We start from the raw sequence: 17,014 nt of genomic DNA on the forward strand, positions 1-17,014 counted from the left end.
CGGGCGGGAAACCGCCCGGGGTTTTCTTTGCCGCCATCCGCGGCGACTCCCGGCCCCTCGACGGGCCCTTGGGATGGCGGTCATGCGGGGCAAGCCCCGCATCTACGGGCGATATTGCGAAGGCCGTCCAGTCCGGTCGGCACCGTCGCCGCAGCCGCGCAGGCAATCCTTCGGCGGCACGTGGGGGTGGGGCTTGCCCCACACCGGACTTCCACGGTGGTCGTGCGGGGCGAGTCCCGCCTCCCCGCGGGATGTTGCGAGGGCGGTTCCGGCAGCTCGGCACCGTCGCCGCAACCGCGCAGGCAATCCTTCGGCGGCGCATGGGGGTGGGGCTTGCCCCACACCGGACTTCCAACGCGGTCATGCGGGGCGAGCCCCGCATCCCCGGGTGTGTTGCGGGAGCGTACCGAGCCACAGCCGCAGCCACAGCCGCTTCAGCGGTACGGCCCCGGTCCGCGCCAGACCAGCTCGCCGCGCCGGTACACGTACATCACCGTGACCACCTGGCGCGCGTCGCCGATGGACTGCAGTTCCGGTGCGTCGGGCGGCAGCAGGCGGCATTTGCTGGAGCCGCGCCTGAGCGCGACTTCGGCCGGGCAGACCATCAGGTAGGTGGTGCCGGGCAGGGGGATGGAGAGCTCCTTCATGCCCTGTTCCATCCACGTGCGCAGCCGCGTTTCGCCCAGCAGGTCATAGATGATCTGGTAGCCGCCCACTTCCATGGCCGGCTCGCCGGCGGCCACGTCGTTGCGGTAGCCATTGCGGTTGACCGGCCCGGAAGCGCGGCCATCGTCGGGCGAGGTTTCCCGGGGCAGCCAGCCCGGCGGGCGCCCGGTCCAGGCCTGCGACCGGCGCTGCATGCCCTCGGGCGGGCTGGCGGCCGATGCCGGTGCCGGCTCCGGCGCCGGCGGTTCGTCGCTGCGGGTCTGCGCCGGGGCCGGTTCGGCCGGGGGTTCGATGTAGCGGGCTTCCGGTACCGGCTTGCGGGCGTCGGCCTGGCGGCGGGCGGTGGGCCTGGCCGGCTTCTTGCGCGCGTCGTCCTGCTTCGGCCCCGGCGGCTGGCGGGCAGGGGTCGGGGAGGGCGGTGCCTCGCCGACGAAATCCACCTTGACCCGGCCGCCGCCGGCGGTGCCCTGCGGCGTGGTCACCACCGGCGGCGTGGAATGCAGCAGGAGCAGCAGCACCAGCAGGTGCAGCAGTGCGCTGACGAAGGCGGCGGCCCACGGCTGCACGCGTTCGTTCCAGCGCACCGCGGGCGGTGGCGGGGTAAACGAAGCGCTGCTCATGCCACCGTGCGGGCGTGGGAGCTGCTGGCCCTCATGTGGACGTGACACCGTGCAGCGGATCGGGGGCCGTCATGGTAACGCCTGCGGGCCGCCCGCAGACACGCGGGGCGGCGCCTGTCCGGCCGGCGGCCAAGCGTTCGCCGGGGATTTCGTATCGCAGGCAACCGACGCCTGCGGCACCACGGCGACAGGCTATGATGCGGGCCCCCTCGCCATGGACTCCCAACTGCATGCGCATCCTGCTTGCCCGCCACGGCGAAACGCCGTGGAACGCCGAAGGCCGCTACCAGGGCCAGATCGACATCCCGCTTTCGCCGGTAGGCGAGGCGCAGGCCAGGGCACTGGGCGAGCGCCTGCAGTCGATCGAGATCACCCGCGCGGTGGCGTCGCCGCTGTCGCGCGCGCAGAGCACCGCGCGGGCCGCGCTGGGCAGCGCCCGTGCCTCGATGCTGCAGACCGATGCGGACCTGCAGGAAATCGCCCATGGCGAATGGGAGGGCCTGCTGGCCAGCGAGATCAACGACAAGGACCCGGCGCGCCTGCGCGCCTGGCGCGAGGAGCCCGATACCGTGCTGATGCCCGGTGGCGAATCGCTGCGCCAGGTGCTGGACCGCAGTTGGCGTGGCCTGGCGCGCGCCGCCGAGGGCCTGGGCGCGGATGACACCCTGCTGGTGGTCGCGCACGACGCGGTCAACCGCGTGATCCTGTGCAAGGTGCTGGGCCTGCCGATCGGCAAGCTGTGGACCTTCCGCCAGGCACCGACCACGCTGAATCTGCTGGAAGGGCCGGACGTGGAGCACCTGGAAGTGGTGCGCCTGAACGATTGCGCGCACCACACCCCGTTCTTCGGCGAGGCCAAGCACCGGGCGTTGTGATGGCGCGCCTGCGGGTACCGCCCTGCTGGCTGGCCGCGGCCCTGCTGGCGTTGTCGTCGTTGCCGGCACTGGCGCAACCGGCCGAGGGCTGCCCGCCGTATACAGCGGCGGCCAACCGCGCGCCGCACTACCCGCCGCCGGAACTGTGGCGACTGCTCGGCTACGTGATCAACGTGATCATCGATACCGATGCCTGCGGGCGGGTAGACGCCGCACGGGTCGAACAGGGTTCCGGCGTGGCGGTACTGGACGCGGCGGCGCTGGCGGCGGCCCGTGCCTGGACCGTGCCGCCGGAATACCGGGGCCAGCCGCGCTACCGTCTGCCGTTCGCGTTCGAACCGCTGCCCGAGGAAATCCCGGCGCAGGCTGGCAGGCGCCTGCGCGACCCGTTCTTCGACGAGCGCCGCAGCGGCCGCGTGCCGATGCCTGCACTGGATGCCGACGGCACGCTGCCGGGCTACATCGCCGATCCGTACCCGATCGGTTTCCTGGCGATTCCCGAGGCGGTCGCCACGATCGGCCCGCTGGCGCTGTTCCGCCGCTACGGCGGGCAGGCCAACTTCTGGCTGCACGACGAAGAAGGCCTGAGCCTGTTCCAGCTGGAAGGCGCGATGATGGTGCGCAACCGCCTGGTCAGCGATGGCCGCCACCGGTTCGTGGTCACCAGCGTGCTGTGTGGCAGCGACCTGGATGCCTGCCGCCAGTCGCTGGCCACGCTGCGCGCCAGCCGTGGCCGGCAGCGGCCACAGGCGGTCGCAGTGGCCACGCCCTAGGCGCGACGGCCGGGCGCGCCGTGGCGCGGCTGTATCATGTGCGCCCCATCCGCGCCGCCGCACCGTGCGCCGGCGCGTGCCACCGAGAATCCCGCATGTCCTCCGCACGTCCCGCCACGCTCGAACAGTGGCTCGCCCATATCGACCGACAGCACCCGCAGCCCATCGCGATGGGGCTGGAACGGGTGCGCGAGGTGGCCGCGCGCATGGGCCTGCAGCGGCCGGCGCAGCGCTGCATCGTGGTCGGCGGCACCAACGGCAAGGGCTCGACGGTGGCCTTCATCGAGGCCATCGCCCGCGCCGCCGGCTGGACGGTGGGTGCCTACACCTCGCCGCACCTGCTGGCCTACAACGAGCGCGTGCGCATCGACGGCGCCGACGTCGACGACGCCACCCTGGTGGCCGGCTTCAACGCCGTGGAGGATGCGCGGGGCGACACCGCGCTGACCTACTTCGAGTACGGCACGCTGTGCGCGTTGTGGGCGTTCGCGCGCGCCGGGCTGGACCTGGCGGTGCTGGAAGTGGGGCTGGGCGGGCGCCTGGACGCGGTCAACATCGTCGATGCCGACGTGGCGGTGATCACCACAGTGGACATCGACCATGCCGACTGGCTGGGCAACGACCGCGAGGCCATCGGCGCCGAGAAGGCCGGCATCATCCGCGGCTGGAAGCCGCTGATCCTGGGCGAGATCGACCCACCGTCCAGCGTGCTGCGCCGTGCCTACGTGCTGGGCGCCAACGCGATCCGGTTCGGCAGCGACTTCTTCGCCGAGGCGGTGGACGCCGACACCTGGCGCTGGCGCGATGTCTCCTTCCGCATCGAACTGCCGCAGCCGGCGTTGTGGGCGCCGGTGCAGCGGGCCAATGCGGCCGCCGCCATCGCCGCGCTGCGCGCGCTGGATCGCCCGGTGCCGCGCGCCGCCTGGGCGCGCGGCGTGGCCGCGGCGCAGGTCGCCGGGCGCCTGCAGCGCTTCGAGTGCGATGGCGTGGAAGTGCTGGTCGATGTCGGCCACAACCCGCAGGCCGCCGCCGCCCTCGGCACCGCGCTGCAGGCACGCCCGGCCAGCGGACGCACCCTGGCGGTATACGCGGCGCTGGCCGACAAGGACGCCGCGGGCGTGGTCGCCGCGCTGCAGGCGCGCATCGACCGCTGGTACCTGGCCGGACTGGAGGGCACCCGCGGCCAGGGTGCCGCGCAACTGCGCGAGCGCCTGGCCGGCACCGCCGCGGCCGGCGCCGCCACCTTCGCGGACGTCGGCCAGGCGCTGGCCGCGGCGCTGGAACAGGCCCGCCGTGGCGACCGGGTGCTGGTGTTCGGGTCGTTCCACACCGTGGCAGAAGCGTTGCCACGGCTGCAGGCAGGCGTCGCGCGCGCGCCGTGACATCCACCGCCCAGCCGCTGCCCGTGCGCTGACGCGCACTGCGCTCCGTTCAGCTGGCGCGGCCGTGGCCGTCGCCGGCCGCGCATATAATCGCCGGACATTCCGCCCTGCCGCCCATACGCCTTGCCGTGGATACTCCCCTGAAACAGCGATTGATTGGCGCCATCGTGCTGGTGGCCCTGGCCGTGATCTTCCTGCCCATGCTGGTCAAGGGCCCGGCACCGGACAGCGGCGTGCAGGACGTCCCGCTGCGCGCCCCCGATGCGCCGGCCGACGGCCAGTTCGAAACCCGCGAGCTGCCGCTGGTCGCGCCGAGCGCCGCTGGCGCCACCGGCATGCCCGCCGCGCAACCGGTCGCCGAGGCCGCGTCCCCGGCGGCGGACCCCGCCGGCGGCGCGCTGCCGCCGAGCGTGGCGGCCGGCAATTACGCGGTGAACTTCGGTGCCTACGCCACCGAAGCCGATGCCGATGCGGTGATCGCCCACCTGAAAAAATCCAACCTGCCGGGCTTCCGCCAGCAGGACACCATCAACGGGCGCCCGGCCTGGCGGGTGCGCATCGGCCCGTATGCCGACCGCGCGCAGGCCGAGCTGGTCCGGCTGGAGGCGGGCAAGGTCCGCGGCGACGTGAACGCGCAGGTGGTGGTGCTCGACGCCGACAAGGAGCCCGCGGCGCCAGCCGTCGCCCCGGCTACCCCGGCTGCGGCTCCGGCCGCGGTTGCGGCTGCCCCGGCGGTGCGGTCCGAGGCCCTGCCTGCCGAGCCCGCCAGGCCGGCGGCCGCCGCGCCGCGGCTCGATCCCCGCAACGAACCCAGGCCCGACGCCTCCAAGCCCGCTGCGCCCAAGCCTGAAGCGCCCAAGCCCGTCGCGCCGAAGCCGGCCGCCACTGCCACTCCCACCGCGCCGGCCGCGAGCAGCGTCGGCTTCGCCGTGCAGCTGGGTGCGTTCGGCAAGCCGGCCGACGCCAATGCGTTGCGCGACAAGGTGCGCGCCGCCGGCTTCAGCGCCTTCGTCGAACAGGTGCGCACCGACAACGGCGTGCTCAACCGCGTCCGCGTCGGCCCGGTGGCCAACCGGGCCGAGGCCGAACAGCTCAAGGCGCAGGTCGCGGCCAAGGTCGGCATCGCCGGCATGGTCCGCCCGCACCCCTGATGCGGCGAGCGGCCTGATGCCCGGTCGGGGCAACCGGTGATCGACCTGCTGCTGCTGGGGTTGATCGTGGTATCGGCCCTGTTCGGGCTGATGCGCGGCCTGCTGGCCACCGTGTTCGGCGTGCTCGGCTGGCTGCTGGCCGGCTGGGCCGCGTTCCGTTTCGGCCATGACGCCAGCGTGCTGCTCAGCGGCGGCGCGACGCCGACCCCGGGCCAATATGCCGCCGGCTACGCCATTGCCTTCTTCGGCGTACTGCTGGCCGTTTCGGCCATCGGCCTGCTGCTGCGCGGGGTGGTCGATTCCACCGTGCTGCTCAAGGCCCCGGACCGCCTGTTCGGTTTCGGCCTGGGGCTGGTGCGCGGGGTGCTGCTGGCGGTGCTGGCGGTGCTGGTGCTGGGCTTCACCCCCGTGGCCGACGGCGAGCCCTGGCGGCGTTCGCAGCTGGCGTCGTGGCTGCACCCGCCGGCCGACTGGCTGCGCGCGCGGCTGCCGGAACTGCCGGCCGTGCCGGAGCATCCGCTGCTGGACTTGGGCAAGGCGGTGCTGGCAGGCGATAATGCCGGACTCAGCGAACATGAAGCGGGCAGCGGACTGCCGCAAGCGATGCCGGAACGGGCGGATGACGCCCGGCCGGCCGCGACCGGAGGCAGCCGCCAGGACCCGGCGAAGGCGTGGCCTTCCAACATCGATCCGGCGCAGGTGCGCCCGGATCACCCCGGTCCGGCGCGGGCCGGGCCATCGGGCCAGGCACGGCCCCCTTCACGTTAACCGGGCCACGGCCCAGCGGAGATCGCGCAACATGTGTGGCATCGTCGGAATCGTCGGCAACCAGAACGTCGCCGGGCAGCTCTATGACGGCCTGACCGTCCTCCAGCACCGCGGCCAGGATGCGGCCGGCATCGCCACCGCGCACGGCACCCGGCTGCGGGTGGAAAAGGGCAACGGGCTGGTGCGCGACGTGTTCGACGAGCGGCGCATGGCGCTGCTGCGGGGCCGCATCGGCATCGCCCACGTGCGCTACCCGACCGCCGGCTCGGAAGGCACCGACGAGGCGCAGCCGTTCTACGTCAACTCGCCGTACGGCATCGCCCTGGCGCACAACGGCAACCTGATCAACACCGAGGCGCTGCGCCAGCAGGTGTTCGAGGCCGACCGCCGCAACATCAACACCGACTCGGACAGCGAAGTGCTGCTGAACGTGTTCGCCTACGAGCTGGACGCGCAGCGCATGCTCACCCCGGAGGCGGCGATCCGCGCCGTGGCCGGCGTGCACCGCCGCTGCAAGGGCGGCTATGCGGTGGTCAGCGTGGTGCTGGGCCTGGGCCTGGTGGCGTTCCGCGACCCGCACGGTATCCGCCCGCTGGTGCTGGGCAAGCGCAGCCATGCCGAGGGCGAGGAGTACATCGTTGCCTCCGAATCGGTGGCGCTGGACGTGCTCGGCTTCGAGCGCGTGCGCGACGTCGCCCCGGGCGAGGCGGTGGTGATCACCGAGCGCGGCGAACTGTTCGCCGAGGTCTGCGCCACCACCACCCAGCAGACGCCCTGCATCTTCGAGTACGTGTACTTCGCGCGCCCGGACTCGATGATCGACAACGTCTCGGTGCACAAGGCGCGCATGCGCATGGGCCAGAAGCTGGGCGAAAAGATCCTGCGCCTGCGCCCGGACCACGACATCGACACCATCATCCCGATCCCGGACACCTCGCGCGACGCGGCGCTGGAAATCTCCAACGTGCTTGGCGTGAAGTACCGCGAGGGCTTCGTCAAGAACCGCTACGTCGGCCGCACCTTCATCATGCCGGGGCAGGGCGAGCGGGTGAAGTCGGTGCGCCGCAAGCTCAACCCGATCCACCTGGAGTTCCGCAACCGCGTGGTGCTGCTGGTGGACGACTCGATCGTGCGCGGCACCACCAGCCAGCAGATCGTGCAGATGGCGCGCGACGCCGGCGCGCGCAAGGTGTACCTGGCCAGCGCCGCGCCGCCGGTGCGCCACCCCAACATCTACGGCATCGACATGCCGGCCGCCGAGGAACTGGTGGCGCACGAGCGCAGCGTCGAGGACATCGAGAAGCACCTGGGCTGCGACTGGCTGGTCTACCAGGACCTCGAGGACCTGGAAGCGGCGGTGCGCGAGGGCAATCCGGAGCTGAAGGCGTTCGATTCGTCCTGCTTCAACGGCCACTACGTCACCGGCATCGAGCCGGGTTACTTCGAGCGCATCCAGCAGCTGCGCTCGGACGAAGCCAAGAACAAGCGCCGCGCCTGAGCCATGCAGGCGGCGGCCGCGCAAGCCGGCGGCATGCCGGCGGTGGATGACCTGCTGCACGCCGCGCAGCTGTGCCTGGCCGAGGCCGATCCGCTGCGCAAGGTGGCGCTGACCCGGCACTGCGCCAGCTTGTTCCGCGCCGGTACGCTGAAGCTGCCGGCGGACGCGCCCGGGCCGGCGCCGATCCGCATGCCCGGCCGCCCCGCGCGCCTGGTGCTGGTGCACCCGCGCGATCTGCCGCGTCGCGGCTTCGGCAGCGTGGAGGGGCGTGCGGCCTTCATCCATGCCATCGCCCATATCGAACTCAATGCCATCGACCTGGCGTGGGATGCGGTGTACCGCTTCCGTGGCCTGCCGGGCAGTTTCCATGCCGATTGGGTGAGCTGCGCCGACGACGAAGCGCGCCACTTCCTGCTGCTGCGCGAGCGACTGCTGGCGCATGGCCACGACTACGCCGACTTCCCCGCGCACAACGGCCTGTGGGAAATGTGCGAGAAAACCGCGCATGACGGACTGGCGCGCATGGCGCTGGTGCCGCGCGTACTGGAAGCGCGCGGGCTGGACGTGACCCCGGCGATGATCACCCGGCTGCGCTCGCTCGGCGACGACGCCACCGCCGACGTGCTGGAAGTGATCCTGCGCGAGGAAGTAGCGCATGTCGCCGCCGGTTCGCGCTGGTACCGCTGGTACTGCGCGCGTTCCGGGGTGGAACCGCGCGCGCGGTTCAAGCAGCTGCTGCACGAATACGCCGGCGGTTACCTGCACGGCCCATTCAATCTCGAAGCCCGGCTGCTGGCCGGCTTCGATGCCGACGAGCTTGCGGACCTGGTCGAACAGGCCGGGTGACGCAATCGCGCGGCCGGTTTCCGCGGCCGCGTGGATCGCATTGCGTTTACCTGATGCATGCGACGATACCGCTCACTTGTCGCCCCCCATGGAGCCGCGCATGCCTGTATTCCGCCCCCTGTTGCTGGCGTTGCCGATGACCCTGTTGTCGGCCTGCAGCCCCGCCGTCCCCGACGCCGGTGCGCCCGCGCACGAAGCGGCCGCCACGCGGGGTGAGCCGGATGCGGCGGCGTTCCCGGCCAGCCTGCAGGCGGCCGGCGTCGAGCCGTTCTGGAGCGTGAAGGTGGAGGGCGAAGCGTTGACCTACACCACGCCGGAAACGATGGACGCGCCGCGCCGGCTGCAGGCCACGCGCCGCCTCGATGCCGATGGCCTGCACCTGGCGGGCGAGGACAGTGGCGTGCCGTTCCGGCTGGACGTGCGCCGCGCGCCCTGTTCGGACGGCATGTCCGACATGGCGTATCCGTTCAGCGTGTCGTGGCGGCTGGATGGCAAAACGCAGCAAGGCTGTGCGTTCGACCCCGCGTCGCCGCCCGCGCCCCGGTAAGCGTGCTGCCGTTTCGGGGCCAGCTCCGTTGCCACGACGCGCCTCTTCTGGTTCGCAGGGGCCGCCGACGGTAGTACTTTCCAGTGGCCGGACCCGGTATTGAGCTACGCGGTCAGTGCCTGCAGCCGGTAGCCGCTGGCATCCACCTGCAGCACCGAGCCCTGCTCGTACCAGTCGCCGAGCACGATGCGGGTACAGGTGGCATCGTCCACCTGCACGCTGTGCACGGCCGGACGATGGGTGTGGCCATGGATCATCGTGTCCACGCCGTAACGGCGGAACGTGGCGGCGACTTCGCCCGGTGCCACGTCGGTGACGGTCTCGAACTGCGCGCGGTCGCCTTGCTTCATTTCCGACTGGCGCGCCTGGCTGGCGGCGCGTGCCTTCTGCGCGAAGGCGACGCGTGCTTCCAGCGGTTGCGCCAGGAACTGGGCGATGAACGCCGGGTCGCGGGTCTGCGCGCGGAACGCCTGGTAGGCGGTGTCGTCGGTACACAGCAGGTCGCCGTGCTGCAGCAGCACCGGCCGGCCGTATAGCGTAACCACGCACGGGTCGGGCAGGATGCGCATGCCGGCGCGGCGGGCATAGTCCGCGCCGACCAGGAAGTCACGGTTGCCACGGATGAAGAACACCGGCACCCCGGCGTCGGCCAGTTCGCGCAGTGCGGTGGCGACCGCATCGGCGGCAGCGGAAGGGGTGTCGTCGCCGATCCAGGCCTCGAACAGGTCACCGAGGATGTACAGCGCCTCGGCCTGGCGCGCCTGGCCGTGCAGGAACTCCAGGAACAATGCGGTGATCGCCGGACGGCTCGGGTCCAGGTGCAGGTCGGAAATGAACAGCGTGGTCATGGCCGCCATTGTAGGGCAACGCGGGTGCGCTCCCGATGGCTCCGCGGCGGCCGGTGGGCGCCGCGGCGCGGGCACGGCGGCTGGCCGGCGGCCGCCGCTCAGAACGGCAGCGGCATCAGCTGCAGCGACGCGCCGCCCAGCAGCAGGGCGATGCCGGTGGCGGCCAGCACGTCGCTGGGGTAATGCAGGCCGAGCACGACCCGCGACAGCGCCACCCCGGCGGTGAACGGCAGCAGCAACGGCGCCAGCCACGGGTAGTAGGCCAGCGCGACCACGCTGAACGACACCGCGTGCAGGGTATGCCCGGAGGGAAAGCTGTACTCGTCCAGCGGCGCCACCCAGGCGCGGATGCGCAGGTCGGCCGCGAACGGGCGCGGGCGGCGGGTCCAGCGTTTGAGGACCTTGTAGAGGGTGAGCGCGACCACGCCGGTGGCGGCCATGTGCGCGGATGCGCGCAGGCCGTCCGTGCCGTCGGCCAGTACCAGTGCGCCCATCAGCACGTACCAGAACACGCCATCACCCAGGCGGCTGATGATCGCGAACAGGGTGCGGATGCGGCGATGGCGGCAGTAGTGGTTGGCGCGCCGGCACCAGCGGGTTTCGCGGGCGAGCAGGCCGTCAGGCGGCAGCAAGGGCATGGGCACGTCTCCGTTGCGACAGTTCGTGCAGCAATGCCTCGAATTCGGCGACCACGTGGTCCGGGTGCAGCCGCTGCATCGCCCGGCTGGCGTTGCCGCCGAGCGACGCGCGCAGGGCCGGGTCGCCGGCCAGGTTCAGCGCGGCGTTGATGAAGCTGTCGTCGTTGTCCACGGCCACGCCGCTGTACCCGCTCTGCAGATGTTCGCGCGCGGCGCCATAGTCGAAGGCGACCGTGGCCACGCCGCTGGCCATGGCCTCCAGGGTCACGTTGCCGAAGGTCTCGCTGCGGCTCGGGAACAGGAACAGGTCGCCGCTGGCGAAGTGGCGGGCAAGCGCCTGGCCACGCTGGATCCCGCAGAAGATGAAATCGGGGTTCTCCTGGGCGATGCGCTCGCGCAGCGGCCCGTCGCCCACCCAGACGAAGCGCGCATCCGGGCGCAGCCGCTGGATCCGGCGGAACGCCTGGATCGCCAGGCCGAGGTTCTTCTCCGCGGCGATGCGGCCGACGTGGATCACCGCCAGCCCGCGCGCATCCAGCCCCCACGCCTGGCGCAGCGCGGTGTCGCGCTGCTGCGGCGAGAACTGCGACGCGTCCACCGCACGCGCCAGCAGCCGTGGGTGATGGAAGCCGTGGCCCTGCAGGAAGTCCTGCAGTTCGCGGGTGGGGACCAGGGTGGCATCGGCCTGGTTGTGGAAGCGGCGCATCCAGCCCAGGGCAACGGGCTGCAGCCAGGCCGCGCCGTAGTCGGGCAGATACGTGTCGAAGCGGGTATGCAGGCCGGTGGCGACCGGGATGCCGAGCCGCCGCGCGGCGCGCAGCGCCGACCAGCCCAGCGGGCCCTCGGTGGCGATGTAGACCGCGTCCGGCCGTTGCCGGAGCCAGTGCCGGGCCAGCAGGCGCGGCACCGGCAGCCCGAAGCGCAGGCCGGGGTAGCGCGGCAGCGCCAGGCCGCGCACCAGCAGCTCATGCGCCTGCGCCAGGTCCTGCGCCTGGCGCGGACGCACGACGTCGACGTCGTTGCCGCGGGCGCGCAGGCCGCGCTCCAGGCCCTGTACGGTCAGGGCGACGCCGTTGACCTCCGGCGGATAGGTCTCGGTGACGATGGCGTAGCGCATGGCTCCTCCCGTTTGCCGCAGCATGGGCAAAAGGGGTGGCAGCGATATGACCGGCGTGCGTCGCTGGCATGACAGCGCCCGGGGCAGCGGCGCCGTGCCGCGCCCCTGCATGCCCCGTGCGCGATCGCCGGCAAAGCCCCATGCGGGGCGGGCCCGGCATGCACCAGGGGATTCAGGCGACGAACGGCCGGAACGAGATGCCCAGCCCGGCCATCCCTTCGGCCTCGCCGACCAGGTCGGCGCGCAGCAGCGGGCGGGCGTCGATGAAGGCCTTGTCCAGGACCAGCGACAGGGTGTTGCCGTCCACGCTCAGGTCGAGCGTCGGAATCGGATCGTCCTCGTGCGAGCGGTGCAGCAGCACCGCCAGCCGCAGCAGCGCGGCGGTGCGGCGGGCCGGCAGCAGCAGGCGGTCGGGCAGGGCGTCGAAAGCGGTCTTGGGCACGCCGCGGCGGTGGGTGCGGATCAGCGCCGCCAGCATCTGCTGCTCCTGGCGCGAGAAGCCGGCGATGTCCGAGTGCTCGATCACGTAGCTGCCGTGGGTGTGGTAGCCGCTGTGGGCGATCATCAGCCCCAGTTCGTGCAGGCGCGCGGCCCAGCCCAGCATGCGGGCGTCGTCCGAGTCCAGCTTCCAGCTTTCGGCGACCTGTTCGAACAGGCGCTGGGCGGTCGCTTCCACGCGCAGCGCCTGGGCGGCATCGATGTCGTAGCGGCGGGTCAGCGCCGCCACCGATTCGTCGCGCGGGTCGTTGTCGCTGGCGCGGCCCATGATGTCGTAGAGGATGCCCTCGCGCATCGCCGCCTTGCTGACCAGCAGCTTCTGCAGGCCCAGCGACTGAAAGGCGGCCTCGAGCACCAGCACGCCGCCGGCGATGATCGGCCGCCGCTCGCTGGACAGGGTGGGCAGGTTGATGTCGTCGATGTGCCGCGCGCGCAGCAGCTCGTCGCGCAGCTGCGGCAGGGCCTGGGCGGTGATCGCGCCCTTGCTCAGTTTCATCGCCGCGCAGATCTCGCTGATCGCCTTGTGGGTGCCGGACGAACCCAGCGCCTCGTCCCAGCCCAGCGCCCGGTACTTGGCGGCGAACGGCTGGAACTCGGCGCTGATCTCGGTCAGTGCGTCCTTCCAGCGCTTCTTGCTCAGCTTGCCGCCGGGGAAGAAGCGCCGGGTGCTGGCGATGCAGCCGGCCTGCAGGCTTTCGCGTTCCAGCGGCTGCATGCCGCTGCCGATGATGAATTCGGTGGAGCCGCCGCCGATGTCGATCACCAGCCGCCGCTGGCCCGGCTTGGGCGGCTGCGCATGGGCCACGCCCAGGTAGATCAGGCGCGCCTCTTCGCGGCCGTTGACCACTTCGATGGCGTGGCCCAGCGCGGTCTCGGCCGGCATCAGGAACGACAGCGGCGAGCGCAGCTGGCGCACGGTGTTGGTGGCCAGCGCGCGCACCCGGTACGGCGGGATGTTGCGGATGCGCTGGCCGAAACGGGCCAGGCATTCGAGCGCGCGTTGCCGCGCCTCGGCCGACAATCCCCCCTTGCCGTCGAGGCCGTCGGCCATGCGCACGGTCTCGCGCAGGCGGTCGACCACCCGCAGCTGGCCGAGCAGGTAGCGGGCGATGACCATGTGGAAACTGTTGGAGCCCAGGTCGATGGCGGCCAGCAGGTCGCCGTCCTGCAGCGGGGGAAAGGTCGGGGAGGACTGGGGCATGGCGGAATGGTAGTGGATGGCCGGGGGCGCGTGTCACCCCGTGCGCGAAACCGTGAACCGGCGCCACGGCCGCACCGGCAGGCCCGCCGCGCACGGCGGGCTGCCCGGCGCACGGCCGGGCCCACGCGGGCGGCCATGCGCGGTCGCGGCGGCAGCGTTACAGCGCTTCCAGCAATGCCTGCTGCGCCGAGTGCGGCGGCTGTCCGGGCTGCGGCACGCACTTGCGGTAGCGGCCGTCGGCCTGCAGTTCCCAGGCGTTGAGGTTGTCGTCCAGGTAGTTCTGCAGCACCTCGCGGTAGATCCGCCGGGCCAGGTCGCTGTCCAGGATCGGGAAGCAGGTCTCCACGCGCCGCAGCAGGTTGCGCTCCAGCCAGTCGGCGCTGGCGCAGTACAGCTCGGGCGCGCCGTTGTTGCCGAACCAGTAGACGCGGCTGTGCTCCAGGAAGCGGCCGACGATCGAGCGCACCCGGATGTTGTCGGAGACGCCCTCCACGCCGGGGCGCAGGGTGCAGGCACCGCGCACGATCAGGTCGATCTGCACGCCGGCCTGCGACGCCGCGTACAGGGCGCGGATCACCTGCGGCTCGTTGAGCGCGTTCATCTTGGCGATGATCCGCCCCGGCTTGCCGTCCAGCGCCAGCCGGGTCTCGCGCTCGATCCGCTGCAGCAGGCCAGCGTGCAGGGTGAACGGCGACTGCAGCAGGCATTCCAGCTTCATCTTCGAGGCCAGCCCGGACAGCTGCTGGAACAGCTGGTGCACGTCGTTGCCGATGTCCGGATCGGCGGTGATCAGGCTCAGGTCGGTGTAGGCGCGCGCGGTGCCGCTGTGGTAGTTGCCGGTGCCCAGGTGCACGTAGCGGCGCAGCTTGCGCCCTTCGCGGCGCACGATCAGCAGCATCTTGGCGTGGGTCTTGTAGCCGACCACGCCGTAGACCACCTGCACGCCGGCGTCCTGCAGGCGATCGGCCAGGCCGAGGTTGGCCTCTTCGTCGAAACGCGCGCGCAGCTCGACCACCACGGTCACGTCCTTGCCGTTGCGCGCGGCCTGGATCAGCGCCTCGACGATCCCCGAATCCTTGCCGGTGCGGTACAGGGTCTGCTTGATCGCCAGCACGTTGGGGTCCACCGCGGCTTCGCGGATCAACTCCAGCACGGTGCTGAACGAGTCGAACGGGTGGTGCAGCAGCACGTCCTCGCGCGCCACCGCCTCGAAGATGCCCTCGGACGTCTTGAGCACGCGCGGCGTCATCGGAGGGTACTTCAGCTCCGGCCGCTGCACCAGGTCGTAGACCTGGATGACGCGGTTGAGGTTGACCGAGCCGTCGATGCGGTAGGCGGCGTTCTCGGACAGGCCGAAGTTCTGCAGCAGGGTCTGCACGATCGGCCGCGGGCAGTCATGGGCGATCTCCAGCCGCACCGCCGGCCGGTAGCCGCGGTCGACCAGCTCGTCGCGCAGCGCCAGCGCCAGGTTCTCCACTTCCTCCTCGTCCACCACCAGCTCGGAGTTGCGGGTGACCCGGAACTGGTAGGCGCCGCGCACGTCCATGCCCGGGAACAGTTCGTTGACGAAGGTGGACAGCACCGCCGAGAGCAGCACGAAGTTCTGGTTGCCGCCCAGCGACTTGGGCAGCTGGATGATGCGTGGCAGCGAGCGCGGCGCGCGCACCAGCGCCAGGTGGCCGGCGCGGCCGAAGGCGTCGGTGCCCTTGAGCACGACGACGATGTTCAGCGATTTGTTGAGGATTTTCGGGAACGGATGCGACGGATCCAGCCCCAACGGCGAGAGCACCGGCATGATCTCGTTGCGGAAGTAGGCACGCAGCCAGCGGCGCTGGCGCGCGGTCCAGGTCGACGGCGAGAGGATGCCGATACCCGCGTCCTGCAGCGCCGGGCGCAGCACCTCGTTCCAGCAGCGGTACTGCTGTTCCACCAGTTCGGCGGCGCGGTCGTGGATGGCGCTCAGGATTTCCTGCGGGCTCATCCCGTCCGGCGCCGGCGGCAGGCCGAACTCCTGCGCGTGGCGCACCGCCGCGGCACGGATCTCGAAGAACTCGTCCAGGTTGGTGCAGGAAATGCACAGGAAGCGCAGCCGCTCCAGCAATGGCACCTGTTCGTCCATGGCCTGGGCCAGCACCCGGAAGTTGAAGTCCAGCTGCGACAGCTCGCGGTTGATGTACAGCGCCGGGTCGCGCAGCGGGTCATTGCCCGGGGCCGCGGCAACGGGGGACGGGACGGGAGCGTTCATGCCGGGGAGTCTTCCGTGGACGGTGGCGAGGGGAGGGTGGTGCGCGGGCGGACGTGTCCGGCGTCGAAATGGCAGGCGAAGGTACTGCCCTGGCCGACTTCGCTGCGGATCTCCAGGCGCGCCTGGTGCAGGCCGAGGATGTGCTTGACGATGGACAGGCCCAGGCCGGTGCCGCCGCTCTCGCGCGAACGGCTGCTGGACACGCGGTAGAAGCGTTCGGTCAGGCGCGGCAGGTGGTTGGCCGGGATGCCGTAGCCGGTGTCGGTCACCGCCAGCACCGCGCCGTCGCCCTCGCGGGCGAAGGTCAGGGTGATGCGGCCGCCGGCCGGGGTGTAGCGCACCGCGTTGGTGACGAGGTTGGAGAACGCGCTGTGCAGCTCCTTGTTGGAGCCGGCCAGGTCGACCCCGGCGCTGTCCTCGATGGTGATCGTGTGGCGGCCCTGGCTGTGGGCCTCGGCTTCGCGCCGCAGCGAGGCAAGCATCGAGGTCATCGCCACGGTTTCCAGCTCGGCCTGCTGCTGCGATTCCAGCCGCGACAGGGTGAGCAGGTCTTCCACCAGCTGCGCCATGCGCTGGGACTGCTTGCGCATCTCCGCCAGCATCGGCCCGGTGTCGGGGAAATCCTCCGGGTCCATCATGTCCAGGTAACCGTGCACCACCGTCAGCGGCGTGCGCAGCTCGTGCGAGACGTTGGCGACGAAGTCGCGGCGCACCTGTTCCAGGTGCAGCAGCTTGGTCACGTCGCGCGCCACCAGCAGCCAGTGGTGGTCCGAATACGGAATCAGCCGCAGGTGCAGGCGGATGCCCGGATCGACCGGCGAATTGGCGTCCAGGATGGGTTCGGCGTTGCGCCCGCCGGCCAGCCAGTGCGCCAGCGGCAGCGGCTGCAGGCGCTCCACCAGCGGCGCGTCCATGTCGGCCGGATGCTGCAGGCCCAGCAGCGCGGTGGCCGCCTCGTTGAACCACTGCACGCGCTGGGTGTTGCGGTCCACCACCACCACCGCGTCGGGCAGCGCCGCGGCGGCGGCGCGGTAGCTGCGCAGCATGTCGATCAGGCGCCGCTTGCGCACGCGCATTTCCTGCTGGTTGCGGTACAGCAGGCGGTCAAGCTCATTCCATACGCCGGTGCCGCGGGCGGTTTCCCAGCGCTGGCGCGCGGTCAGGCGCAGCAGCACCTGGCGCAACCGCCAGTAATGCCAGGCGAGGATCCCGAGCGCGGCCAGCGCCAGCACCCACGCGGGATGCCCGAGCAGGGCGCCGATCAGCAGGGCCGACAACAGCAGCGCGGCCAGGGTGGCCAGCGTCTTCAACCAGGCGGATCGGAATTGGCGGGGCATTGCG

At 71.6% G+C, this 17,014-nt stretch carries 15 protein-coding genes; 8 read left to right on the forward strand and 7 right to left on the reverse strand.

The window, feature by feature from the left end:
* Positions 1-434: 434 nt before the first annotated feature.
* The gene (locus B1L07_03955; protein ID AUZ54408.1) at positions 435-1,286 is read right to left on the reverse strand and encodes a hypothetical protein; all 852 of its coding nucleotides are present in this window, start codon (positions 1,284-1,286) and stop codon (positions 435-437) included.
* A 230-nt stretch (positions 1,287-1,516) separates the two neighbouring features.
* Between B1L07_03955 and B1L07_03960 the strand changes: the two genes are divergently transcribed.
* The 8 genes from B1L07_03960 (at position 1,517) to B1L07_03995 (ending at position 9,126) form a co-directional block, all read left to right on the forward strand.
* The gene (locus tag B1L07_03960) at positions 1,517-2,161 is read left to right on the forward strand and encodes a histidine phosphatase family protein (GenBank protein ID AUZ54409.1); all 645 of its coding nucleotides are present in this window, start codon (positions 1,517-1,519) and stop codon (positions 2,159-2,161) included.
* Positions 2,161-2,934: a hypothetical protein gene (locus B1L07_03965; GenBank protein ID AUZ54410.1), complete on the forward strand. Its 774-nt coding sequence runs from the start codon at positions 2,161-2,163 to the stop codon at positions 2,932-2,934. Before B1L07_03960 ends, B1L07_03965 begins: the two co-directional genes overlap by 1 nt.
* A 95-nt stretch (positions 2,935-3,029) precedes the next feature.
* On the forward strand, positions 3,030-4,316 hold the full coding sequence (locus B1L07_03970) for a bifunctional tetrahydrofolate synthase/dihydrofolate synthase (GenBank protein AUZ54411.1): 1,287 nt from the start codon (positions 3,030-3,032) through the stop codon (positions 4,314-4,316).
* A 128-nt stretch (positions 4,317-4,444) separates the two neighbouring features.
* The gene (locus B1L07_03975) at positions 4,445-5,467 is read left to right on the forward strand and encodes a sporulation protein (GenBank protein ID AUZ54412.1); all 1,023 of its coding nucleotides are present in this window, start codon (positions 4,445-4,447) and stop codon (positions 5,465-5,467) included.
* Between the two features lie 36 nt (positions 5,468-5,503).
* The gene (locus tag B1L07_03980) at positions 5,504-6,235 is read left to right on the forward strand and encodes a hypothetical protein (GenBank protein AUZ54413.1); all 732 of its coding nucleotides are present in this window, start codon (positions 5,504-5,506) and stop codon (positions 6,233-6,235) included.
* A 31-nt stretch (positions 6,236-6,266) separates the two neighbouring features.
* Positions 6,267-7,733 (forward strand): amidophosphoribosyltransferase, encoded by a 1,467-nt coding sequence (locus B1L07_03985; GenBank protein ID AUZ54414.1) that lies wholly within the window; start codon positions 6,267-6,269, stop codon positions 7,731-7,733.
* A 33-nt stretch (positions 7,734-7,766) separates the two neighbouring features.
* Complete coding sequence (locus B1L07_03990) at positions 7,767-8,579, forward strand: hypothetical protein (GenBank protein AUZ56447.1); 813 nt, start codon at positions 7,767-7,769, stop codon at positions 8,577-8,579.
* 100 nt (positions 8,580-8,679) lie between these two features.
* The gene (locus B1L07_03995) at positions 8,680-9,126 is read left to right on the forward strand and encodes a hypothetical protein (protein ID AUZ56448.1); all 447 of its coding nucleotides are present in this window, start codon (positions 8,680-8,682) and stop codon (positions 9,124-9,126) included.
* Between the two features lie 104 nt (positions 9,127-9,230).
* Here the strand turns inward: B1L07_03995 and B1L07_04000 are convergent, their stop codons facing one another.
* The 6 genes from B1L07_04000 to B1L07_04025 form a co-directional block, all read right to left on the reverse strand.
* Positions 9,231-9,974, reverse strand: coding sequence for a UDP-2,3-diacylglucosamine diphosphatase (locus B1L07_04000; protein AUZ56449.1), 744 nt, complete (start codon positions 9,972-9,974; stop codon positions 9,231-9,233).
* Positions 9,975-10,072: 98 nt separating this feature from the next.
* Positions 10,073-10,612, reverse strand: coding sequence for a phosphatase PAP2 family protein (locus B1L07_04005; protein AUZ54415.1), 540 nt, complete (start codon positions 10,610-10,612; stop codon positions 10,073-10,075).
* Positions 10,593-11,729, reverse strand: a complete 1,137-nt coding sequence (locus tag B1L07_04010) for a glycosyl transferase (GenBank protein ID AUZ54416.1) — start codon at positions 11,727-11,729, stop codon at positions 10,593-10,595. Before B1L07_04010 ends, B1L07_04005 begins: the two co-directional genes overlap by 20 nt.
* 172 nt (positions 11,730-11,901) lie before the next feature.
* The gene (locus tag B1L07_04015) at positions 11,902-13,428 is read right to left on the reverse strand and encodes an exopolyphosphatase (protein ID AUZ54417.1); all 1,527 of its coding nucleotides are present in this window, start codon (positions 13,426-13,428) and stop codon (positions 11,902-11,904) included.
* A gap of 157 nt (positions 13,429-13,585) precedes the next feature.
* Entirely contained in the window at positions 13,586-15,673 is a 2,088-nt protein-coding gene (locus tag B1L07_04020) for a polyphosphate kinase 1 (GenBank protein AUZ54418.1), read from the reverse strand.
* The gene (locus B1L07_04025; protein AUZ54419.1) at positions 15,670-17,010 is read right to left on the reverse strand and encodes a phosphate regulon sensor histidine kinase PhoR; all 1,341 of its coding nucleotides are present in this window, start codon (positions 17,008-17,010) and stop codon (positions 15,670-15,672) included. The genes B1L07_04020 and B1L07_04025 overlap by 4 nt, the downstream gene beginning before the upstream one ends.
* Positions 17,011-17,014: the final 4 nt, after the last annotated feature.

The organism is Stenotrophomonas acidaminiphila, assembly GCA_002951995.1.
Taxonomy (GTDB): domain Bacteria; phylum Pseudomonadota; class Gammaproteobacteria; order Xanthomonadales; family Xanthomonadaceae; genus Stenotrophomonas; species Stenotrophomonas acidaminiphila_A.

Bases quoted from the DNA above. Each gene is read 5' to 3' on its own strand.
- B1L07_03955 (AUZ54408.1), bottom strand. From the start codon at position 1,286: ATGAGCAGCGCTTCGTTTACCCCGCCACCGCCCGCGGTGCGCTGGAAC.
- B1L07_03960 (AUZ54409.1), top strand. From the start codon at position 1,517: ATGCGCATCCTGCTTGCCCGCCACGGCGAAACGCCGTGGAACGCCGAA.
- B1L07_03965 (AUZ54410.1), top strand. From the start codon at position 2,161: ATGGCGCGCCTGCGGGTACCGCCCTGCTGGCTGGCCGCGGCCCTGCTG.
- B1L07_03970 (AUZ54411.1), top strand. From the start codon at position 3,030: ATGTCCTCCGCACGTCCCGCCACGCTCGAACAGTGGCTCGCCCATATC.
- B1L07_03985 (AUZ54414.1), top strand. From the start codon at position 6,267: ATGTGTGGCATCGTCGGAATCGTCGGCAACCAGAACGTCGCCGGGCAG.
- B1L07_03990 (AUZ56447.1), top strand. From the start codon at position 7,767: ATGCCGGCGGTGGATGACCTGCTGCACGCCGCGCAGCTGTGCCTGGCC.
- B1L07_03995 (AUZ56448.1), top strand. From the start codon at position 8,680: ATGCCTGTATTCCGCCCCCTGTTGCTGGCGTTGCCGATGACCCTGTTG.
- B1L07_04000 (AUZ56449.1), bottom strand. From the start codon at position 9,974: ATGACCACGCTGTTCATTTCCGACCTGCACCTGGACCCGAGCCGTCCG.
- B1L07_04005 (AUZ54415.1), bottom strand. From the start codon at position 10,612: ATGCCCTTGCTGCCGCCTGACGGCCTGCTCGCCCGCGAAACCCGCTGG.
- B1L07_04010 (AUZ54416.1), bottom strand. From the start codon at position 11,729: ATGCGCTACGCCATCGTCACCGAGACCTATCCGCCGGAGGTCAACGGC.
- B1L07_04015 (AUZ54417.1), bottom strand. From the start codon at position 13,428: ATGCCCCAGTCCTCCCCGACCTTTCCCCCGCTGCAGGACGGCGACCTG.
- B1L07_04020 (AUZ54418.1), bottom strand. From the start codon at position 15,673: ATGAACGCTCCCGTCCCGTCCCCCGTTGCCGCGGCCCCGGGCAATGAC.
- B1L07_04025 (AUZ54419.1), bottom strand. From the start codon at position 17,010: ATGCCCCGCCAATTCCGATCCGCCTGGTTGAAGACGCTGGCCACCCTG.